Source organism: Labrys sp. HAY1-8F (assembly GCF_056754975.1).
In genome coordinates, this window is record NZ_JBPGWZ010000002.1 from 3,861,242 (window position 1) to 3,877,719 (window position 16,478).

16 protein-coding genes are annotated in these 16,478 nt (G+C 63.9%); 9 read left to right on the top strand and 7 right to left on the bottom strand.

What is annotated here, in order from left to right; translation table 11 throughout:
* Nucleotides 1-109: 109 nt before the first annotated feature.
* The 3 genes from irrA to ACR9ZN_RS26885 all read left to right on the top strand — a co-directional run bounded on the left by irrA (nt 110) and on the right by ACR9ZN_RS26885 (nt 3,241).
* Nucleotides 110-619, top strand: a complete 510-nt coding sequence (gene irrA, locus ACR9ZN_RS26875) for an iron response transcriptional regulator IrrA (protein WP_434959469.1) — start codon at nt 110-112, stop codon at nt 617-619.
* Nucleotides 620-811: 192 nt separating this feature from the next.
* On the top strand, nt 812-1,669 hold the full coding sequence (locus tag ACR9ZN_RS26880; protein WP_441773349.1) for a LysR family transcriptional regulator: 858 nt from the start codon (nt 812-814) through the stop codon (nt 1,667-1,669).
* A gap of 177 nt (nt 1,670-1,846) precedes the next feature.
* Nucleotides 1,847-3,241, top strand: coding sequence for an amidohydrolase family protein (locus ACR9ZN_RS26885; protein WP_481273629.1), 1,395 nt, complete (start codon nt 1,847-1,849; stop codon nt 3,239-3,241).
* A 176-nt stretch (nt 3,242-3,417) separates the two neighbouring features.
* On the opposite strand, the gene ACR9ZN_RS26890 is transcribed toward ACR9ZN_RS26885, so the two are convergent.
* A complete protein-coding gene (locus tag ACR9ZN_RS26890) occupies nt 3,418-5,085 on the bottom strand; it encodes an amidohydrolase (RefSeq protein ID WP_481273630.1) in 1,668 nt (555 codons plus the stop codon).
* 160 nt (nt 5,086-5,245) lie between these two features.
* Nucleotides 5,246-6,457 (bottom strand): YbfB/YjiJ family MFS transporter, encoded by a 1,212-nt coding sequence (locus ACR9ZN_RS26895; protein WP_481273631.1) that lies wholly within the window; start codon nt 6,455-6,457, stop codon nt 5,246-5,248.
* A 123-nt stretch (nt 6,458-6,580) separates the two neighbouring features.
* Between ACR9ZN_RS26895 and ACR9ZN_RS26900 the strand changes: the two genes are divergently transcribed.
* A complete protein-coding gene (locus ACR9ZN_RS26900; RefSeq protein ID WP_481273632.1) occupies nt 6,581-7,462 on the top strand; it encodes a LysR family transcriptional regulator in 882 nt (293 codons plus the stop codon).
* Between the two features lie 25 nt (nt 7,463-7,487).
* Here ACR9ZN_RS26900 and ACR9ZN_RS26905 read toward each other — a convergent pair whose 3' ends face one another.
* Together ACR9ZN_RS26905 and ACR9ZN_RS26910 are read right to left on the bottom strand one after the other, a co-directional pair.
* Nucleotides 7,488-7,985, bottom strand: coding sequence for a RidA family protein (locus ACR9ZN_RS26905; protein WP_454812323.1), 498 nt, complete (start codon nt 7,983-7,985; stop codon nt 7,488-7,490).
* Nucleotides 7,979-8,701, bottom strand: a complete 723-nt coding sequence (locus tag ACR9ZN_RS26910; protein WP_481273633.1) for an SDR family NAD(P)-dependent oxidoreductase — start codon at nt 8,699-8,701, stop codon at nt 7,979-7,981. The genes ACR9ZN_RS26905 and ACR9ZN_RS26910 overlap by 7 nt, the downstream gene beginning before the upstream one ends.
* Before the next feature lie 113 nt (nt 8,702-8,814).
* On the opposite strand from ACR9ZN_RS26910, the gene ACR9ZN_RS26915 reads away from it, so the two are divergent.
* Nucleotides 8,815-9,717: a LysR family transcriptional regulator gene (locus ACR9ZN_RS26915; RefSeq protein WP_481273634.1), complete on the top strand. Its 903-nt coding sequence runs from the start codon at nt 8,815-8,817 to the stop codon at nt 9,715-9,717.
* Between the two features lie 38 nt (nt 9,718-9,755).
* On the opposite strand, the gene ACR9ZN_RS26920 is transcribed toward ACR9ZN_RS26915, so the two are convergent.
* Complete coding sequence (locus ACR9ZN_RS26920; protein ID WP_454812329.1) at nt 9,756-10,043, bottom strand: hypothetical protein; 288 nt, start codon at nt 10,041-10,043, stop codon at nt 9,756-9,758.
* A 385-nt stretch (nt 10,044-10,428) separates the two neighbouring features.
* Between ACR9ZN_RS26920 and acnA the strand changes: the two genes are divergently transcribed.
* From acnA to ACR9ZN_RS26935, 3 genes are all read left to right on the top strand, one after another.
* On the top strand, nt 10,429-13,110 hold the full coding sequence (acnA, locus tag ACR9ZN_RS26925) for an aconitate hydratase AcnA (protein ID WP_481273635.1): 2,682 nt from the start codon (nt 10,429-10,431) through the stop codon (nt 13,108-13,110).
* Between the two features lie 178 nt (nt 13,111-13,288).
* On the top strand, nt 13,289-13,957 hold the full coding sequence (locus ACR9ZN_RS26930; protein ID WP_434959480.1) for a carbonic anhydrase: 669 nt from the start codon (nt 13,289-13,291) through the stop codon (nt 13,955-13,957).
* A 356-nt stretch (nt 13,958-14,313) separates the two neighbouring features.
* Nucleotides 14,314-14,586, top strand: a complete 273-nt coding sequence (locus ACR9ZN_RS26935; protein WP_434959481.1) for a hypothetical protein — start codon at nt 14,314-14,316, stop codon at nt 14,584-14,586.
* A 23-nt stretch (nt 14,587-14,609) separates the two neighbouring features.
* Here the strand turns inward: ACR9ZN_RS26935 and ACR9ZN_RS26940 are convergent, their stop codons facing one another.
* A complete protein-coding gene (locus ACR9ZN_RS26940; protein ID WP_434959482.1) occupies nt 14,610-15,044 on the bottom strand; it encodes an Lrp/AsnC family transcriptional regulator in 435 nt (144 codons plus the stop codon).
* A gap of 120 nt (nt 15,045-15,164) precedes the next feature.
* Between ACR9ZN_RS26940 and ACR9ZN_RS26945 the strand changes: the two genes are divergently transcribed.
* The gene (locus tag ACR9ZN_RS26945) at nt 15,165-16,073 is read left to right on the top strand and encodes a DMT family transporter (RefSeq protein ID WP_434959483.1); all 909 of its coding nucleotides are present in this window, start codon (nt 15,165-15,167) and stop codon (nt 16,071-16,073) included.
* A 74-nt stretch (nt 16,074-16,147) separates the two neighbouring features.
* On the opposite strand, the gene ACR9ZN_RS26950 is transcribed toward ACR9ZN_RS26945, so the two are convergent.
* Nucleotides 16,148-16,378: a hypothetical protein gene (locus tag ACR9ZN_RS26950; RefSeq protein ID WP_481273636.1), complete on the bottom strand. Its 231-nt coding sequence runs from the start codon at nt 16,376-16,378 to the stop codon at nt 16,148-16,150.
* Nucleotides 16,379-16,478: the final 100 nt, after the last annotated feature.

Sequence of the window (16,478 nt, forward strand, 5' to 3'; positions counted from 1 at the left end):
CAAAAAGGGCTATTTTTCCAGGGCATAGTTGCCATCAGCCATTATGATGATTGCGCCTGCGGCATCACTTGCCCTAGAATGTCGCCGAGAAAAGTTGTAGAAACGCATCATGTCAGCGACCACAGTCATTCACTTCGATCGTTCCGCCAAGGCGGCCACGCCGGATGCAGCGCCTTCGCGCGAGCTTCCCTCTCGCGACCACCAGCGCACGGGCTGCCCGTTCCACGACGTGCGTTCGATGCTGCGTGACGTCGGTCTGAGGCCCACCCGCCAGCGCCTGGCGCTGGGCTGGTTGCTGTTCCAGAAGGGCGATCGGCACATCACGGCCGAAATATTGCATGACGAGGCCTCCAAGGCCCGCGTGCCGGTTTCGCTGGCCACCGTCTACAACACACTGCACCAGTTCACGGAAGTCGGTCTGCTGCGCGAATTCGCCGTGGATGGTTCGAAGACCTATTTCGACACCAATGTGCATGAGCACCATCATTACTATGTCGAAGGCGACAATGAGGTGCTCGACATTCCCGGCGAGGTCAACATGGCCGAGATGCCGAAGGTGCCTGATGGTTATGAGGTCGCCCGCGTCGACGTGATCGTGCGCCTGCGCCGCAAGGACTGAGGCATTATCCCTTGATTTTGATGAAAACGGCGCGGCTTGGCCGCGCCGTTTTCGTTTGCGCATGTTTTGGTCATCGCACATCTTCGTTCTGAACGGTGCATTCGGCAAATTGACGGTGTCGCTGCGCTGCAATCAAGCTCGACTGTCGTCTACAAGTGAGCGATCGAACGGAGGGGTGCCGGCGGTGGGTGCATGAATCGCTATCCGATGTTCAATCCGCAACTCCTGAACAGCTTCGTGGCGGTGTGCGACACGGTGAGCTTCACCCGCGCGGCCGAGATCGTGTCGCTGTCGCAGTCCACGGTCAGCCAGCAGATCCGCCGGCTGGAGGAGATGCTGGGCAGGCCCCTGTTCGAGCGCTCCTCGCATCAGGTGCAACTCACCGAAGAGGGCATCAAGATGCTGGGCTATGCCCGGCGCATCATTGCCTTGAACGAGGAGGCGCATGACGCCCTGACGGGCCTGTGGCGCGATGGCGTGCTGCGACTGGGCATGCCCGAGGACTATACGGTGCCCACTGCCGAATTGCTGGCAGCCTTCAGCCGCGAGCACCCGCATTTGCGGCTGGATGTCACCAGCGGGCTGAGTGCGGATCTGCATGGCGCCTATGGGCGCGAGGAGCTCGATCTCATCCTGGTCAAGCAGCGTCGCAGCCAGCCGCCGCGCGCCGCGAGGCCCGAACCCCTGCTGTGGCTGGATAGCCTGGCCCACCCGGCCATCGAGCAGGCCCCGGTGCCGCTGGCGGTCTTCCCGCCCAACGGGCTCTATCGCGAGGAATTATGCCAGGCACTCGACGCTCTCGGCCGGCGCTGGCGGGTCGGCTACAGCAGCGCCAGCCTGGCCGCGCTCACCGCCGCATCCGCCGCCGGCCTCGGCGTCACCCTGTTGCCCGCCGGCTGCCGGCTGCCGAGTCACCGCATATTGGGCGAGGCCGAAGGACTGCAGCCGGTGACCGATTTCGAGCTGGCGCTCTATTTCCGTGACGGCGCTGCCGATGCTGTCATGACCCTGGCGGAGCGGCTGGTCACCTTCTGCGGGTTGGAGGCATAAAGCGCGGAAATCTCCGCTGCCCTCTTGGCATGAAAGGCCTGGCCATTCATTCATGCTCTGCATTCAGGTTCCATCATTGCCGAATCGAATAATCAGCATTGGCAAATGTCGCTGCCAACCGCAGCCGCCCTTTCGTAAATTGGCAGCATAAGCAACCAATCGAGGGCAGGAAATACCGTGGAAAACCAGCAGCAGCCGAGCCGCAGAGCCTTTCTCAGCCAGACCGGAAAACTCACCACCGCCTGGGCGGTCGTCGGCATGGCAGGCGGCAGCGCCATGGCCGCGACAACCGGCACCAGCCGTCCGGCCGGTGAAGCAGGCGCCAGCACGCTGAGCGATCGCCATTATTCTCTCAGCGACGTGCGCCTCGAAGAAGGCTTCGAATATGAGGGCGAGACGGTGATCGGCACCCGCACGGCGCTCTATACGCTGGAGATCAAGGACGGCAAGATCGCTGCCCTGCATGCGGCCGGCGCCAAGCTGGACGATGGCCTGCCGCGTTACCAGGTGCATGGCCAACTCCTGCTGCCGGCGATGCGCGACATGCACATCCACCTCGACAAGACCTTCTATGGCGGCCCCTGGCAGGCCCCGCGCCCGCGCCAAGGCAAGACCATCATGGACATGATCGCGCGGGAGCAGAAATTGCTGCCCAAGCTACTGCCCACCTCGCAGCAGCGTGCCGAAGGGCTGATTGCCTTGTTGCAGTCCAAGGGCAGCACGGTGGCGCGCAGCCATTGCAACATCGATCCGGTCAGCGGGCTCAAGAGCCTGGAACATCTGCAGCGCGCGCTGGAGAACCATCGAAGCGACTTCAGCTGCGAGATCGTCGCCTTCCCCCAGCACGGCCTCCTGCATTCCAAGGTCGACGGCCTGATGCGCGAAGCGATGGGCATGGGCGTGCAATATGTCGGCGGGCTCGACCCGACCAATGTCGACGGCGCCATGGAAAAATCGCTCGACGCCATGTTTCAGATCGCGCTCGATAGCGGCAAGGGCGTGGATATCCATCTGCATGAGACCAGCCCGGCCGGCGTGGCCGCGATCAACTACATGGTCGATACGGTGGAGAAGAACCCGGCGCTCAAGGGCAAGGTCACCATCAGCCATGCCTTCGCCCTCACCACGCTCTCGCCGCAGGCGTTGTCCGAGATTGCCACGCGCTTTGCCGCCCAGGGCATCACTATTGCCTCGACGGTGCCGATCGGCAGCCTGGTGATGCCGCTGCCGCAGCTCAGCGAGAAGGGCGTCTTCGTGATGACCGGCACCGACAGCGTGATCGATCATTGGTCACCCTTCGGCAGCGGCGACATGCTCGAAAAGGCCAATCTCTACGCGCAGCTCTACCATGGCTCGGACGAGTTCCATCTCTCTCGCTCCCTGTCGATCGCCACCGGCGGCGTGCTGCCACTGGATGACAGCGGCAAGCGCGCCTGGCCGAAGGCCGGCGACGACGCGGCCTTCACACTTGTTCCCGCCAGTTGCTCGGCCGAAGCGGTAGCCCGCATGCCGGCGCGTACGGCCACCTTCCACCAGGGCCGCATGGTCTATGGCAGCGTGGGGCAGGCCTGAGCCTCTGCGCGAAAAGCGGCCTTGGCGCCGCGAGGGACTCCGGTTTTGTCATGCCCGGGCTTGTCCCGGGCATCTATTTGCCAGCATCGCAGTTGTTGCGTTTCCCTGAATCGCCGGGTCAAGCCCGGCGATGACAAGGGGCGGCGCTTCAGCTGCCTTTCAGGCTCGCAGGCGCCTTACTTCCCGGCGGGATATACCTTCTTGCCGCCGACCCAGGTTTCCGCGACCTTGGTCTTCCAGATCAACTGGGGATCGACGGCGAAGATGTCCTGGTCGACCAGGATGAAATCGGCCCATTTACCCGGTTCAAGGCTGCCGAGGCTCTTCTCCTGGTGTCCGGCATAGGCGGCGTCCAGGGTGAAGGCGCGGAAGGCCTCCACCCGCGTCATCGCCTGCTCGGCATGCCAGCCGGCGACGGGCTTGCCCTGATGGTCGGTGCGGTTGACGGCCGCGTGCAGGCCGAAGAACGGATTGGCCGATTCCACCGGAAAGTCCGAACCGCCTGCAATCACCGTGCCCTGGTTGAGCACGGTACGCCAGGCATAGGCGCCGCGGATACGCTCGTGACCGACCCTGTCCTCAGCCATGTTCATGTCGGAGGTGGCGTGGGTGGGCTGCATCGAGGCGACGAGCCCGAGGCTCTTGAGGCGCGGCAGGTCGGTGAGCGCCAGCACCTGGGCATGCTCGATGCGGTTGCGCAAATCGCGTCCGCCCACCTTGGCGAAGGCGCCCTCGAAGGCATCGAGCACCTCGCGGTTACCGGCGTCGCCGATGGCATGGACATTGGTCTGGAAGCCGGCCTTCAGCGCCGTCTCGATATCGGCCTGCATCTCCTCGGGCTTGCGGAAGAGCAGGCCACGATTGCCGGGATCGTCGCTATAGGGCTCGATCAGCGCGGCACCGCGGCTGCCCAGCGCGCCATCGGCGTAGAGCTTGACGCTGCGCACGGTCAGCCGGTCCTGCCCATAGCCGAGCAGCGGTCCGCCAGCCGAGACGGTCTTGAAATCCTCCCCGACGCCGCCGACCATGGCATAGATGCGGGCGGTGAGGCGGCCCTCGTCGGCGAAGCGCTTGTACACCGCAATGTCGGCAGCCTCGACGCCGGCGTCATGCGCACCAGTCAGGCCGAGCTTGGCCATATGCGCGAGGGCGGCGGTGAGATTGGCGGTACGATCAGCTTCGGTCTTGGCCGGCAGCACCTTGACGACGAGGTCCATGGCCTTGTCGACCAGTACGCCTGTGGGATTGCCCTCGGCGTCGCGCTCGATACGCCCGCCATCGGGATCCTTGGTATCCTTGGTCACGCCAGCGAGGGCGAGCGCCTTGCCGTTGGCCCAGCCGGCATGGCCGTCGACCCGTTCGAGCCAGACCGGCCGATCCCTGACCACGGCGTCGAGCTCGGCGGCGTTGGGGAAGCGACCGAGCTTCCAGATCACCTGGTTCCAGCCCCCGCCGCGGATCCAGGCCGCCTTGGGATTGGCGCTCGCATAGGCGCTCACCAGCTTGAGGCCGGCCTTGAGGCTGGCAGTCGAGGACAGGTCGATCGTCGTCAGCGTTTCGCCGAGGCCGCCGACATGGCCATGGGCGTCGATCAGGCCCGGCAGCAGCACCTTGCCGCGACCGTCGCGCCTGGCCGCATCGGCATGGGCCTTGGCGAGTTCCTTGCTCGCGCCGGTGGCGATGACCTTGCCGTCCTTACCGAAGACGAGCGCGTCGAAACGGACGAGTTCGCCGTCCCGGATGGTATAACCCCTGATATTTTCAATCAGGACCGACGCAGCCAGCGTCGGCGTGGCCGCCATGGCGGCAGCCGCGACGAGGGTCGCGAAACCGACCTTCCTCATGCCAAATTTCCCCCAGTGTGATTCCCCTCGCAGGGATCATGTTCCATGCGGCGGCAGAGAGGTAAAGGTACCGTGGGGGAAGATCCCGGCCCGCATCGTCTCGCGGCGAGCCCGAGCGGCCCGCCTCCGCGAGCGAACGGCTAGTTTGTTCCCTCCGCCCTTATCGGCGAGGACCACTTCTGTTGGCGATAAGGTCGATCGCCAGGGCCAGGATCATCGCGGCCGAACCGATCACAAAGAGCAGGCGGTAATTGCCGCCGCTCTGCGCGAAGAGGAAGGACAAGGCATAGGCAGCACCGGCCTGGAACAGGGCGAACCACACTGTCGCCAGGCTCCAGGCGCGTTTTTGCTGGGCGGGATGGTGCGGCAGGAGTTCATGGATGCGGCCGATGACCAGCGGCACCGTGCCGGTGACGAAGGCGCCGACCACGAGGCTGGAGGCGATCAGCCATGGCTGGCCCATGACGCCGGCGGGCAGGGCTACCGCGACGGCTTCGAGCAGGAAGGCGGTGCGCAAGGCAGCGCCGAAGCCGATGCGATCGGCGAGGTGGCCGGCCAGGAGAGGACCGATGGTGGCGCCGATGCCGAAGACGACCCAATAGAGCGCGCCGACCTCGACGCCTTCACCCAATCCCCGCGCGACGAAATCGACCAAGAAGATCATGTGGGGCACCCAGCCGGCGGCATTGAGGGCATATTCGGCATAGAGGGCGCGCAGGCTTGCCGTCCTGGGGGCATGGCCGGATTGGGCGGGCTGGCCAACGGCATTCTCGCCTCGCGGCCAGCCGGTCCAGGCGGCCGCCGTCAGCAATAGCGAGAGCGCGCCGAGACCGAACCAGGCCTGCCGCAGCCCCTGTTGCAGCAACAGCGGCGCCAGTGTGCCGGAGGCGGCGATACCCGCGCCGATCCCCATGAAGATGGCGCCGCCGGCAAGCCCCCGCCTTGCCGGTGCGACATGGGCGAGTACGGCCGGGGCCGCCAGGACCATGAGCGTGCCGCCCGCCAGGCCGGCGGCGAAGCGCCACGCGAAGAACCAGGCAAAGCCGAGCGGATAGGCGCAGGCGAAGAAGGTGAAGGTAGCCAGGGCCATCATGATCCTGAGAATGGCAATGGTCGAGAAACGCGCGGCCAGCGGACGGCCGATAAGGGCACCGGCAAGATAGCCTGCCAGGTTGGCAGCGCTGAGATAGGCGGCCGTCGAGGCTTCGAACCAGCGGGCATCGACGATCGCCGGCAGCAGCGGCGTATAGGCGAAGCGGGCAAGGCCAATGCCGATCAGGCTGGCGCAGAAGGCGGACAGGATCGCGCGCCACATGTTCGGGCTGCGCTCGCTGGAATTCCCGTCACGGTCCAAGATGATGGTACCGGCCATTCGTCGACCCTCGATTGTCGTTCTTGACGAACTTAAGGGACCGTATCAATCTATAAAAACGAATATAAGGGATACGAGATATCTCTATTTGAGATATCTATGTTTGCAGTGGATGCGACCGGCATGGATATATCCGATCTGAGGGTGTTCGAAGCTGTATCCCGGCTCGGCAGCATGAACCGGGCTGCCCAGGAGCTGAACACCGTCCAATCCAATGTGACGACCCGTATCCGTACCCTCGAGCAGGACCTTGGCGTCAGTCTGTTCCAGCGCCATGCGCGCGGTGTGTCGATCACGCCCGCGGGGCAGCGTGTGCTGCCTTTCGTCGGCCGTATCGCCAGGCTGCTGGCGGATGCCCGAACGGCCGCGCAGGACGAGGGCGCGCCGAGCGGCGCTCTGTCCCTCGGCAGTCTGGAGACGACGGCGGCGCTGCGCCTGTCCGGCCTGCTCAGCCGATTTGCCAAGACCCATCCCGCCGTCCGGCTCGTCCTCACCACCGGTACTACGCGCAAGCTCCTGGACGAAGTAATCGCCTGCCGCCTCGAAGGCGCCTTTGTTGCCGGCCCCGTCAGCCATCCCGAATTGCACCAGCAGGTCGTCTTCCGGGAGGAACTCGTCCTCGTCACCGCCCGCAACCTTCGGAGCCCCGACGAGTTGGCTTCGGTCCCGGAGTTGAAGACGATCGTTTTCCAGGTCGGCTGCTCCTATCGCCAGCGGCTCGAAACCTCGCTGGCCGAGAGGGGGATCGTGACCGCAAGGCCGCTGGAATTCGGCTCGCTGGAGGCAATCATCAGCTGCGTGTCGGCCGGCGTCGGTATCACCTTGTTGCCGAGAAGCGTGGTCGCTGGCGCCTGGCAGGAGGGCAGGATTGCCATCCACAAGCTCCCGCCCGGCCGGGCGGAGGTCGACACGCTGTTCGTGCGCCGGGCCGACGGTTATGTCTCGAGCGCGCTCTCGGCCTTTCTCGACATGGCACATGCGAGTTTCAGCGTGAGCGGCACCTAAGCGCGCCGCTCCGATGGGCAGCCGCTCAATCGGCGATCTCGACCACGAGCTCGATTTCGACCGGCAACCCTAGGGGCAGGCTGGCGACGCCGAGTACGACCCGGCCCGACAGCATGTCCGCGCCGAAGACCTTGAGAAGGAGCTCGGAGGCGCCATCCGCCACCTTCGGGTGGTCCCGGAAATCACCTTGCGTGGCGATGTAGACGCCGAGCTTGGCGACGCCGGTCACCTTGTCGAGCGAACCGAGTTCCTCCCTGATCGCCGCCAGCGCACTACGGGCGGCGAGTTCAGCCGCCCTGTAGCCTTCCTCGACCGTCAGTTCGCCGCCGAGGCGTCCGAGGAATTGCGGCTTGCGATCGATCACCGGCAGCATGCCGCTGAGAAACATGAACCTCCCGATCCTGACTGCCTCGACATAGGCGCCGAACGGGGTCGGTGGTGGTGGAAGGGTGATGCCGAACTCCCGAAGTCGCTGCTCCGCACCGGCGCCTTTTCCAATGGGGGCGTTGCCGAAGTTTACCATTTGCCCAGATGTGCGCCGCCATCGACGTGCAGCACCTCCCCGGTTACGCGCGGAGCCTCGGTCAGGAAGAGAACCGCCTGGACGATTTCCCCGACACCGGAAATGCCGGGCATGGGTGACAAGGCATTGATGAAATCCCTTGGGCTGTCCTTGTGGAGCGGCGTGTCGACCACACCGGGCGCGACCGTGTTCACGCGGATGCCCTCACGCGCATATTCCATGGCGATGTTCTTGGAGAGGGCCTCGATGCCGCCCTTGGTGGCCATGGCGACGGAGGCGTTGACGCCGGCGATCGGGTGGCCGGCCAGGGGCGTGGTGATGCTGACGATGCTGCCGCCGCTCTTCTGGGTAAGCATCTGACGCACCACCGCCTGGGTGAGATGCAGGAAGCCTTCCACATTGGTGGCGGCGAGCCTGCGGTAATCCTCCAGCGTGTAATCGACGAACGGCTTGGTGAAGAAGATGCCGGCATTGTTGACCAGAGCATCGATCCGCCCGAAGCGGGTGAGGGCCGTCTCGACTACGCGCTGTGCGGTGGCGGGATCGGCGATGTCGCCGTCGACACGGGCCAGCCGATCGGAGGCCCGGATCTCGTTTGTTTGCGAAACCCGCCGCGAGGTTGCGACCACGTCGTAGCCGCGTTCGAGGAAGGCGTTGGCGAGGCCTGCACCGATGCCCTGCGAGGCGCCGGTGACGATGACGACCTTGTTTGTCATTTGCGTTCTCCACGAGTTGGTTTGTTCTCGTGGCAGGAATGTGCGTCGCGGCAGGTTCTTTGATTAGGTGGAAATATCTGGAATCAATTTTCCACGCATGCAAAAATAACGACATGGCGGATCTCAACGACATCGCCGTGTTCGTGAAGGTTGCGCAGTTCGGCAGCTTCAGCCGGGCCGCCCATGCGCTCGGCATGCCGGTCTCCACCGTCAGCCGCAAGGTGAGCGCCCTCGAGGAGCAATTGGCCGTGACGCTGCTGCAGCGCACGACGCGCAAATTGACCCTCACGGCCCAGGGGCGCGCCTATTACCAGCAATGCAGCGAGCCGCTCGGCCAGCTCCAGGATGCCGAGCGGGTCCTCGTCCAGGCACAAAGAAGGCCGGAGGGCCTGCTCCGGGTCTCGGTGCCGGTGATCATGGGGCAGGAGCCCTTCTACGACTTCATCTCGTCCTTCCTGACGGCCTATCCGCACATCCAGGTCGACCTCGTCGTCACCAATGTCTTTCTCGACTTGATCGCCGAGAATGTCGATGTCGCCATCCGTTTCGGGGAACTGCAGGATTCCAGCATCATCGCTCAGCGCATCGGCAAGAGCGTGCGCTATGTCGTGGCGACGCCGGCTTATCTGAGGGATCGAGAGGTGCCGGACAGGCCGGAGGATCTCGCGCGCCATCGCTGCGTCCTGATGAACGGGCGCAACAACGAAGCCGAATGGCATCTGGTCAGCGGCAGCAAGGCGGTGAAGGTCCAGGTCTCCGGGCCGATCGCCAGCCGCGACTTCCAGGCCGTGAGCGCCTTCACCTATAAGGGCCATGGAATCGGTCTCCTGCCCTCGACCTATTGCGACGAGCGCATCGAGAGCGGCGACCTCGTGCGCCTCCTGCCGGCTTGGTCTTCGCCGGAGATCTTCGTGCACGCCGTCTACCAGACGCGGCGCTTCCTTCCTGCCAAGCTACAGGTCTTCCTCGACGCCCTGAAGGCCTGGAAGAGCCCGCTTTGGATCATGCTGCGGTGACGCTGGTTACCGCAGCATGATCGTCATCGTCATTGGCCTCACAGCTTCAGCCAGTCGAGCGTGCCCAGGGAGACCAGGGTCGCAGCCAGGATGGTTCCGGCATAGATCAGGCTGTGGCGCCAGCTCTGCAGCGGCGAGCGCCGGCGCAGCATGGCGGGGCGGGCGAGGATGAAGGTGGCGATCAGGAGCGCGACCACCAGGCCGCTGTGCTGGATGCCCGTGGCGAGGTCATGCAGGATCACCATGCTGCAGATCAGCAAGGTGGGGAACCAGGCGTGCCGGAATTCGGTACGAAGCTTGGCAAGCAAGGGAGCAAATGGCTGCATGATATCCTCGGGATCGAAAATCCGACCGCGGTCTGAAAATTGAAGTTGGCGGAGTAGATGCCGATTGCGGCGCGAGCGTGCCGTGCCGATGGTCACACGGCGGAAATCGCGAGGAATCGTGGTGTCAGGCCTGGGAATCCCGGATCAGCCTTAACAAAGCGTAAAAAATCGGACCGATTTGTCTGTTGCTGCCACCTCCCCTCGCCCCGGCGGCAAACCCCGCATTCCTGGCATGGCAGACGTCGTCAAATAGGCAGTAGCGGCCTGACTGGAATCCTTCTATAAACGCACCATACCGCGCCGCACAAACCGCCTCGTGAGCGCGAATTCCGCTGACGTATCATAGGCTTGGGGGCGTTCCCCGGCCTTTTTCAGGGAACCTGCCATGGCCTCTCTCGATAGCTTCAAAGCCCGCAAGACACTTCAGGTGGGCTCGAAGACCTATACCTATTATTCCTTGAAAGCAGCGGAAGCGAACGGTCTTCCCGGCATTTCCGCCCTGCCGGTCTCCATGAAGGTCCTGCTCGAGAACCTCCTGCGTTTCGAGGATGGCCGCAGCGTTTCCAAGGGTGATATCGAAGCCATCGCCGCCTTCCTCACCAATCGCGGCAAAGCCGAGCGCGAAATCGCCTTCCGCCCCGCCCGCGTGCTGATGCAGGACTTCACCGGCGTGCCGGCGGTCGTCGATCTCGCCGCCATGCGCGACGCCATGAAGGCCCTGGGTGGCGATCCCACCCTGATCAACCCGCTGGTGCCGGTCGATCTCGTCATCGACCACTCCGTCGTTGTCGACTATTTCGGCAACAACGACGCCTTCAAGAACAACGTTGCCCGCGAATATGAGCAGAACCAGGAGCGCTACCGCTTCCTGAAGTGGGGCCAGTCGGCCTTCGACAATTTCCGCGTGGTGCCGCCGGGCACCGGCATCTGCCACCAGGTCAATCTCGAATATCTGGCCCAGACGGTCTGGACCAAGGAAGAAGACGGTGTCACCGTCGCCTATCCCGACACGCTGGTGGGCACCGACAGCCACACCACCATGGTCAACGGCCTGGGCGTGCTCGGCTGGGGCGTCGGCGGCATCGAGGCGGAAGCTTCCATGCTCGGCCAGCCCAATTCGATGCTGATCCCCGAAGTGATCGGCTTCCGTCTCAACGGCAAGCTGCCGGCAGGCGTCACCGCCACCGACCTTGTGCTCACCGTCACCCAGATGCTGCGCAAGAAGGGCGTCGTCGGCAAGTTCGTGGAGTTCTTCGGCCAGGGCCTCGACGCCATGACGCTGGAGGACAAGGCCACCATCGCCAACATGGCGCCGGAATATGGCGCGACCTGCGGCTTCTTCCCAGTCGATGCCGAGACGCTGCGCTATCTCGACAAGTCGGGCCGCGATGCCGATCGCATCGCCTTGGTCGAAGCCTACTCCAAGGAACAGGGTATGTTCCGGACCTCGGCGAGCTTCGATCCGGTGTTCACCGACATTCTCGAACTCGACCTCGCCACCGTGCTGCCCTCGCTCGCCGGCCCCAAGCGCCCGCAGGATCGCGTGCTGCTCTCCGACGCCAAGACCGGCTTTCTCGCCGCACTGGAAGGTGAGTTCAAGAAGCCGGGCGAAGCCGGCAAGGCGCAGGCCGTCGCTGGCACCGACTATGCCATCGGCCATGGCGCCGTGACGATCGCCGCCATCACCTCCTGCACCAACACCTCCAATCCCTCCGTGCTGGTCGCGGCCGGCCTGCTCGCCCGCAAGGCGGCGGCCAAGGGCCTGAAGTCCAAGCCCTGGGTCAAGACCTCGCTCGCACCGGGATCGCAGGTGGTGGAAGCCTATCTCAGCCAGTCCGGCCTGCAGAAGGATCTCGACGCCCTCGGCTTCAACCTGGTCGGCTTTGGCTGCACCACTTGCATCGGCAACTCAGGCCCACTGCCCGAGCCGATCTCGGAGGCCGTCAACAAGGGTGACATTGTCGCCGCGGCCGTGCTCTCGGGCAACCGCAACTTCGAGGGACGCGTCAATCCCGACGTCAAGGCCAACTACCTGGCTTCGCCGCCGCTGGTCGTCGCCTATGCGCTGGCCGGCTCCCTCCAGGTCGACGTGACGCTGGAGCCGCTCGGCATCGGCAGCGACGGCAAGCCCGTCTTTCTCTCCGACATCTGGCCCGATGGCGCCGAGATCCAGGCGGTGATCGACGAATACGTCACCCAGGCGATGTTCAAGTCCAAATATGCCGACGTCTTCAAGGGCGACGAGAACTGGCAGAAGATCTCGGCTCCGGCAGGGCAGACCTATGCCTGGGATGAGCGTTCGACCTATGTGCAGAACCCGCCTTATTTCGAAGGCATGACCAAGACGCCTGTGCCGCCGACGGATGTGCACAAGGCCCGTGTCCTCGGCCTCTTCCTCGACTCGATCACCACCGATCACATCTCCCCGGCCGGTTCGATCAAGGCGGCGAGCCCGGCGGGCGAATATCTGCGCGACCATCAGGTCCGCCCGGTGGACTTCAACCAGTACGGCACCCGCCGCGGCAACCACCAGGTGATGATGCGTGGCACCTTCGCCAATATCCGCATCAAGAACCAGATGCTGCCGGGTATCGAAGGCGGCCTGTCCATCCATTATCCCGATGGCGTGGAAGCCCCGATCTACGACGTCGCCATGCGCTACAAGGCCGAGGGCGTGCCCTTGGTGGTGTTCGCCGGCAAGGAGTATGGCACCGGCTCATCGCGTGACTGGGCGGCCAAGGGCACCAAGCTGCTCGGCGTGCGCGCCGTGATCGCCCAAAGCTTCGAGCGCATCCATCGCTCCAACCTGGTCGGTATGGGCGTGGTACCCTTCACCTTTGCCGAAGGCACCTCCTGGCAGACGCTCGGCCTGAAGGGCGACGAGATGGTGACGATCGAAGGGATCGAGACGATCAAGCCGCGCGCCACCATCGAGGCCGAGATCAGCTTCGCCGACGGCAAGGTCGTCAAGGTGCCGCTGCTCTGCCGCATCGATACGCTGGACGAGCTCGACTACTTCAAGAACGGCGGCATCCTGCAGTTCGTGCTGCGCAATTTGGCGGCGTAATCCTGGGAGTGCGGGCTCTGCCCGCTCTTCCGATATTGAGGGCATGGCGGCATCTCGTGGAGAGGGCTGTCTCGCCTCTCTTTCGGTCCTCGTCTCTTGCCGCATTCGTCAACGCCCAAGAGCGGACATCGCGACATGCGAACATGTCGCTGAGATGTCCGCGTTCCGAGGAGATTCCATGTTCCCCGACAGTCTCATAGCCGGCTACAAGTCCTTCCTCGGCGACCGCTTTTCCCGGGAACGCCAACGCTATGAGACGCTGGCGGCCACAGGGCAGAGCCCGGAAGTCCTGGTGATCGGCTGCTGCGACTCGCGTGTCTCGCCGGAGGTGATCTTCGATGCGGGGCCGGGCGAGCTCTTCGTGGTGCGCAACGTCGCCAATATCGTGCCGCCTTATGAGGCGGGCGGCCAGTTCCATGGCACCAGCGCCGCGCTGGAATTTGCGGTCGAGGCGCTCAAGGTCAAGCACATCGTCATCATGGGCCACGCCAGTTGCGGCGGCATCCGTTCCTTTGCCGAAAAGCGCGCGCCGCTTTCTTCGGGGGATTTCATCGGCAAATGGATGTCGATCATCGCCCCGGCGGTGGATACGCTGGAGGACCCTGGCGAGACGCCGTCCGAGGATTATATCACCCGGCTTGGCCTTGCCGCAGTGGAGCAGAGCCTTGCCAATCTGACGACCTTCGGCAGCGTGCGCCGGCGCGTGGATGCCGGGGAATTACAGCTCCACGGCGCTTATTTCGGCATCGCTTCCGGCCATCTCCTGGTACGCGACCCAAAAACCCGCCGCTTCGAGCCGGTGGTTTCCGAGATCGGCACGCCGCCGTCCTTGCTTCGCTGCGATTGAGCCTTTGGGACTGCGGGCGTCACGCCCATAGGTGTAACTTAAGGCGAGAGGTGCAACACCACCCGCCTCCTCGGTCCACCGTTGAGTTGGTGCCTATGGGCGAGACGCCTGTGGCCCCAGGAATTGCGCCGCCCGCGTGAAGCAAGGTCTGCATCCTTATACCTTGTTTACGTGTCGCACTCAAAACAATACACAATATTTATTTGTGAAATATACTCTATATTTCGTAAAATGCCTTGGATGTCAGCCTCGTCGGACAATCGTCGCGAGGCAAGATGACGCCGTTTCTTCCTTCGTGCGGCCGAATGCTTTGCGTTCCGGCGCGAGAACAAGGTATTTTCGGAACTACTCCTATCATGTCGAATTCAGTCTCGAGAAAACTGGACCTCGTATCCAGAGTAACCATTCACGTCTTTGCCGCCGAAGTCCTGTTCGCGGCTTTGCTGGCGGCTTCCGGCTCGAAGGCCTTTGCGCCGACCTTTGCCGTTCTGCTCACCTTCCTCGCGCTGTTGCAGGTGATGGCGGCTCTTGGCGCGCGCCGCCGAGCGCCATCCTCCTCGCTGACGGAATGGGACGGCGTCGCCTGGCTGCTGCTGGTGGCGACCGGCACGCTGCTTTTCTTGCGGTGATTTCGCCGCGATGAGGCAGTCCTTCACAGCGGCGGCAGGCGCCGCTTCACCGGTTGCGCCTTGACGATGGCGGTGTTGGTCTCGGCCTTGTCGATCAGGCGGTCGAGGATCTCGTCGAGCTGCTCGATCGAGCGCAGATGCAGCCGAGCGACGAAGCAGTCGTCGCCGGTGACCTTGTCGCATTCGGAGAATTCCGGGATCTCCTCGATCAGGCCCTGCACCCGCTGCAACTGGCCGGGCAGGGGGCGGATGCGCACGATCGCCTGCAGCGTATAGCCGAGGGCGTGCGGATCGACGTCCACGGTAAAGGCCCGGATTACGCCGCGCTCCTCCAGGCGCTTGAGACGCTCGGAGGTGCTGGGAGAGGACAGGTTCACCCGGCCCGCCAATTCCTTCAGCGAGATACGGGCATTCTCGACCAGGATGTCGACGATGCGTTTGTCCACTTCATCAAGCATGATGTCGATCCGTTATTTGTCCTTCGTAATTTAGGAGGATGCCATATGCAACCTTATCCGATCCATATAAATTCGCAAAGAGCCCGAATAGAATTGAGCCTCCATTGAGAGGTAGATGCCATGGACAAGCTCCGCGGAACGGCCGAAATGACGGCGGCCATGATCATATCGGGGACGATCGGTTGGTTCGTCATCCTGTCGGGCCAGCCCGTCATCGACGTAGTGTTCTGGCGCTGCCTGTTCGGGGCAGGCACGCTCGCCTTGATCTGCCTGGGGCTTGGCCTCTACAGGCGCGATGTCATCACAGTGCGGCAGATCGGGCTCGCCGTGATCGGCGGCGTCGCCATCGTGGCGAATTGGCTGATGCTGTTCGCCGCCTATCCGCGCGCCTCGATCTCGATTGCCACCGCCGTCTACAACACCCAGCCCTTCATGCTGGTGGGGTTCGGCGTGCTGTTCTTCTCGGAGAAGCTGACGGCGTCCAAGCTGTTCTGGCTCGGCCTCGCCTTTGCCGGTATGCTCGGCATCGTGCAGGCCAAAAGCGGGGCCGCCGGGACCGGTTACCTGGTCGGCATCGGCCTGGCGCTCGGCGCCGCCTTCTTCTATGCGATCGCGGCCCTGGTCGCCAAGAAACTCAAGGGGGTGCCGCCGCATCTGATAGCCCTCATCCAAGTGATCGTCGGCACCCTGATGCTGGCTCCGCTCGCCAGCCTGGCCCATCCGCCCACGGGGGAGCAGACCTGGGCGATTTTGGGCACGCTCGGCGTCGTCCATACCGGGCTGATGTATATCCTGCTCTATGGTGCCATCCAGAAATTACCGACCAGCCTCACCGGCGCGCTCTCCTTCATCTATCCCGTGGTGGCGATCCTGGTCGACTTCGTCGCCTTCGGCCATCGCCTGGACTGGCTGCAAATGGTTGGTGCCGGCGCCATCCTGGTCGCGGCCGCGGGCATGACGCTCGGCTGGTCGCCCCTGCGCCGGAATGAGACGGCGGTACCGGGGACGCCGGCTAGCCCTCGATCCTGAGCAGGACGACGCCGAAGAGGGCGGCAGCGATGCCGAACCATTGCAGCGGCGACAGCCTTTCGCCGCGCAGCACCTCACCGGTCGCCAGCGACAGCAAGTGGTGATCGCGCCATAGGTGGTGGCGCCGACGCCATCTGGCCGCGGATGGTTGGCAGGAACAAAACCAGCTGCGACAGGCCGGTAAAGCCGATAACCTGGTTGAAGAATAGGGATCGGCGCACCCCGAGCGTGCGTGCAGCCGCGCCGCCGAGAAAATCTGTGCCACCCCAACATAGGGCAGCCGCCAGACCGAGAAGAATTGCCATGCCCGCGTCCGCCGTTCGGCCATGGGAGGAACGGTACTTCCGCCCAGATTCCACGCCTCTTATCTTCGTCCCCTGCCTCCTCGGAATGCACAGCCGCGCC

Coding starts and splice junctions, on each gene's coding strand:
- irrA (WP_434959469.1), top strand. CDS start 110: ATGTCAGCGACCACAGTCATTCACTTCGATCGTTCCGCCAAGGCGGCC.
- ACR9ZN_RS26880 (WP_441773349.1), top strand. CDS start 812: ATGAATCGCTATCCGATGTTCAATCCGCAACTCCTGAACAGCTTCGTG.
- ACR9ZN_RS26890 (WP_481273630.1), bottom strand. CDS start 5,085: ATGAGGAAGGTCGGTTTCGCGACCCTCGTCGCGGCTGCCGCCATGGCG.
- ACR9ZN_RS26895 (WP_481273631.1), bottom strand. CDS start 6,457: ATGGCCGGTACCATCATCTTGGACCGTGACGGGAATTCCAGCGAGCGC.
- ACR9ZN_RS26900 (WP_481273632.1), top strand. CDS start 6,581: ATGGATATATCCGATCTGAGGGTGTTCGAAGCTGTATCCCGGCTCGGC.
- ACR9ZN_RS26905 (WP_454812323.1), bottom strand. CDS start 7,985: ATGGTAAACTTCGGCAACGCCCCCATTGGAAAAGGCGCCGGTGCGGAG.
- ACR9ZN_RS26910 (WP_481273633.1), bottom strand. CDS start 8,701: ATGACAAACAAGGTCGTCATCGTCACCGGCGCCTCGCAGGGCATCGGT.
- ACR9ZN_RS26915 (WP_481273634.1), top strand. CDS start 8,815: ATGGCGGATCTCAACGACATCGCCGTGTTCGTGAAGGTTGCGCAGTTC.
- ACR9ZN_RS26920 (WP_454812329.1), bottom strand. CDS start 10,043: ATGCAGCCATTTGCTCCCTTGCTTGCCAAGCTTCGTACCGAATTCCGG.
- acnA (WP_481273635.1), top strand. CDS start 10,429: ATGGCCTCTCTCGATAGCTTCAAAGCCCGCAAGACACTTCAGGTGGGC.
- ACR9ZN_RS26930 (WP_434959480.1), top strand. CDS start 13,289: ATGTTCCCCGACAGTCTCATAGCCGGCTACAAGTCCTTCCTCGGCGAC.
- ACR9ZN_RS26935 (WP_434959481.1), top strand. CDS start 14,314: ATGTCGAATTCAGTCTCGAGAAAACTGGACCTCGTATCCAGAGTAACC.
- ACR9ZN_RS26940 (WP_434959482.1), bottom strand. CDS start 15,044: ATGCTTGATGAAGTGGACAAACGCATCGTCGACATCCTGGTCGAGAAT.
- ACR9ZN_RS26945 (WP_434959483.1), top strand. CDS start 15,165: ATGGACAAGCTCCGCGGAACGGCCGAAATGACGGCGGCCATGATCATA.
- ACR9ZN_RS26950 (WP_481273636.1), bottom strand. CDS start 16,378: ATGGCAATTCTTCTCGGTCTGGCGGCTGCCCTATGTTGGGGTGGCACA.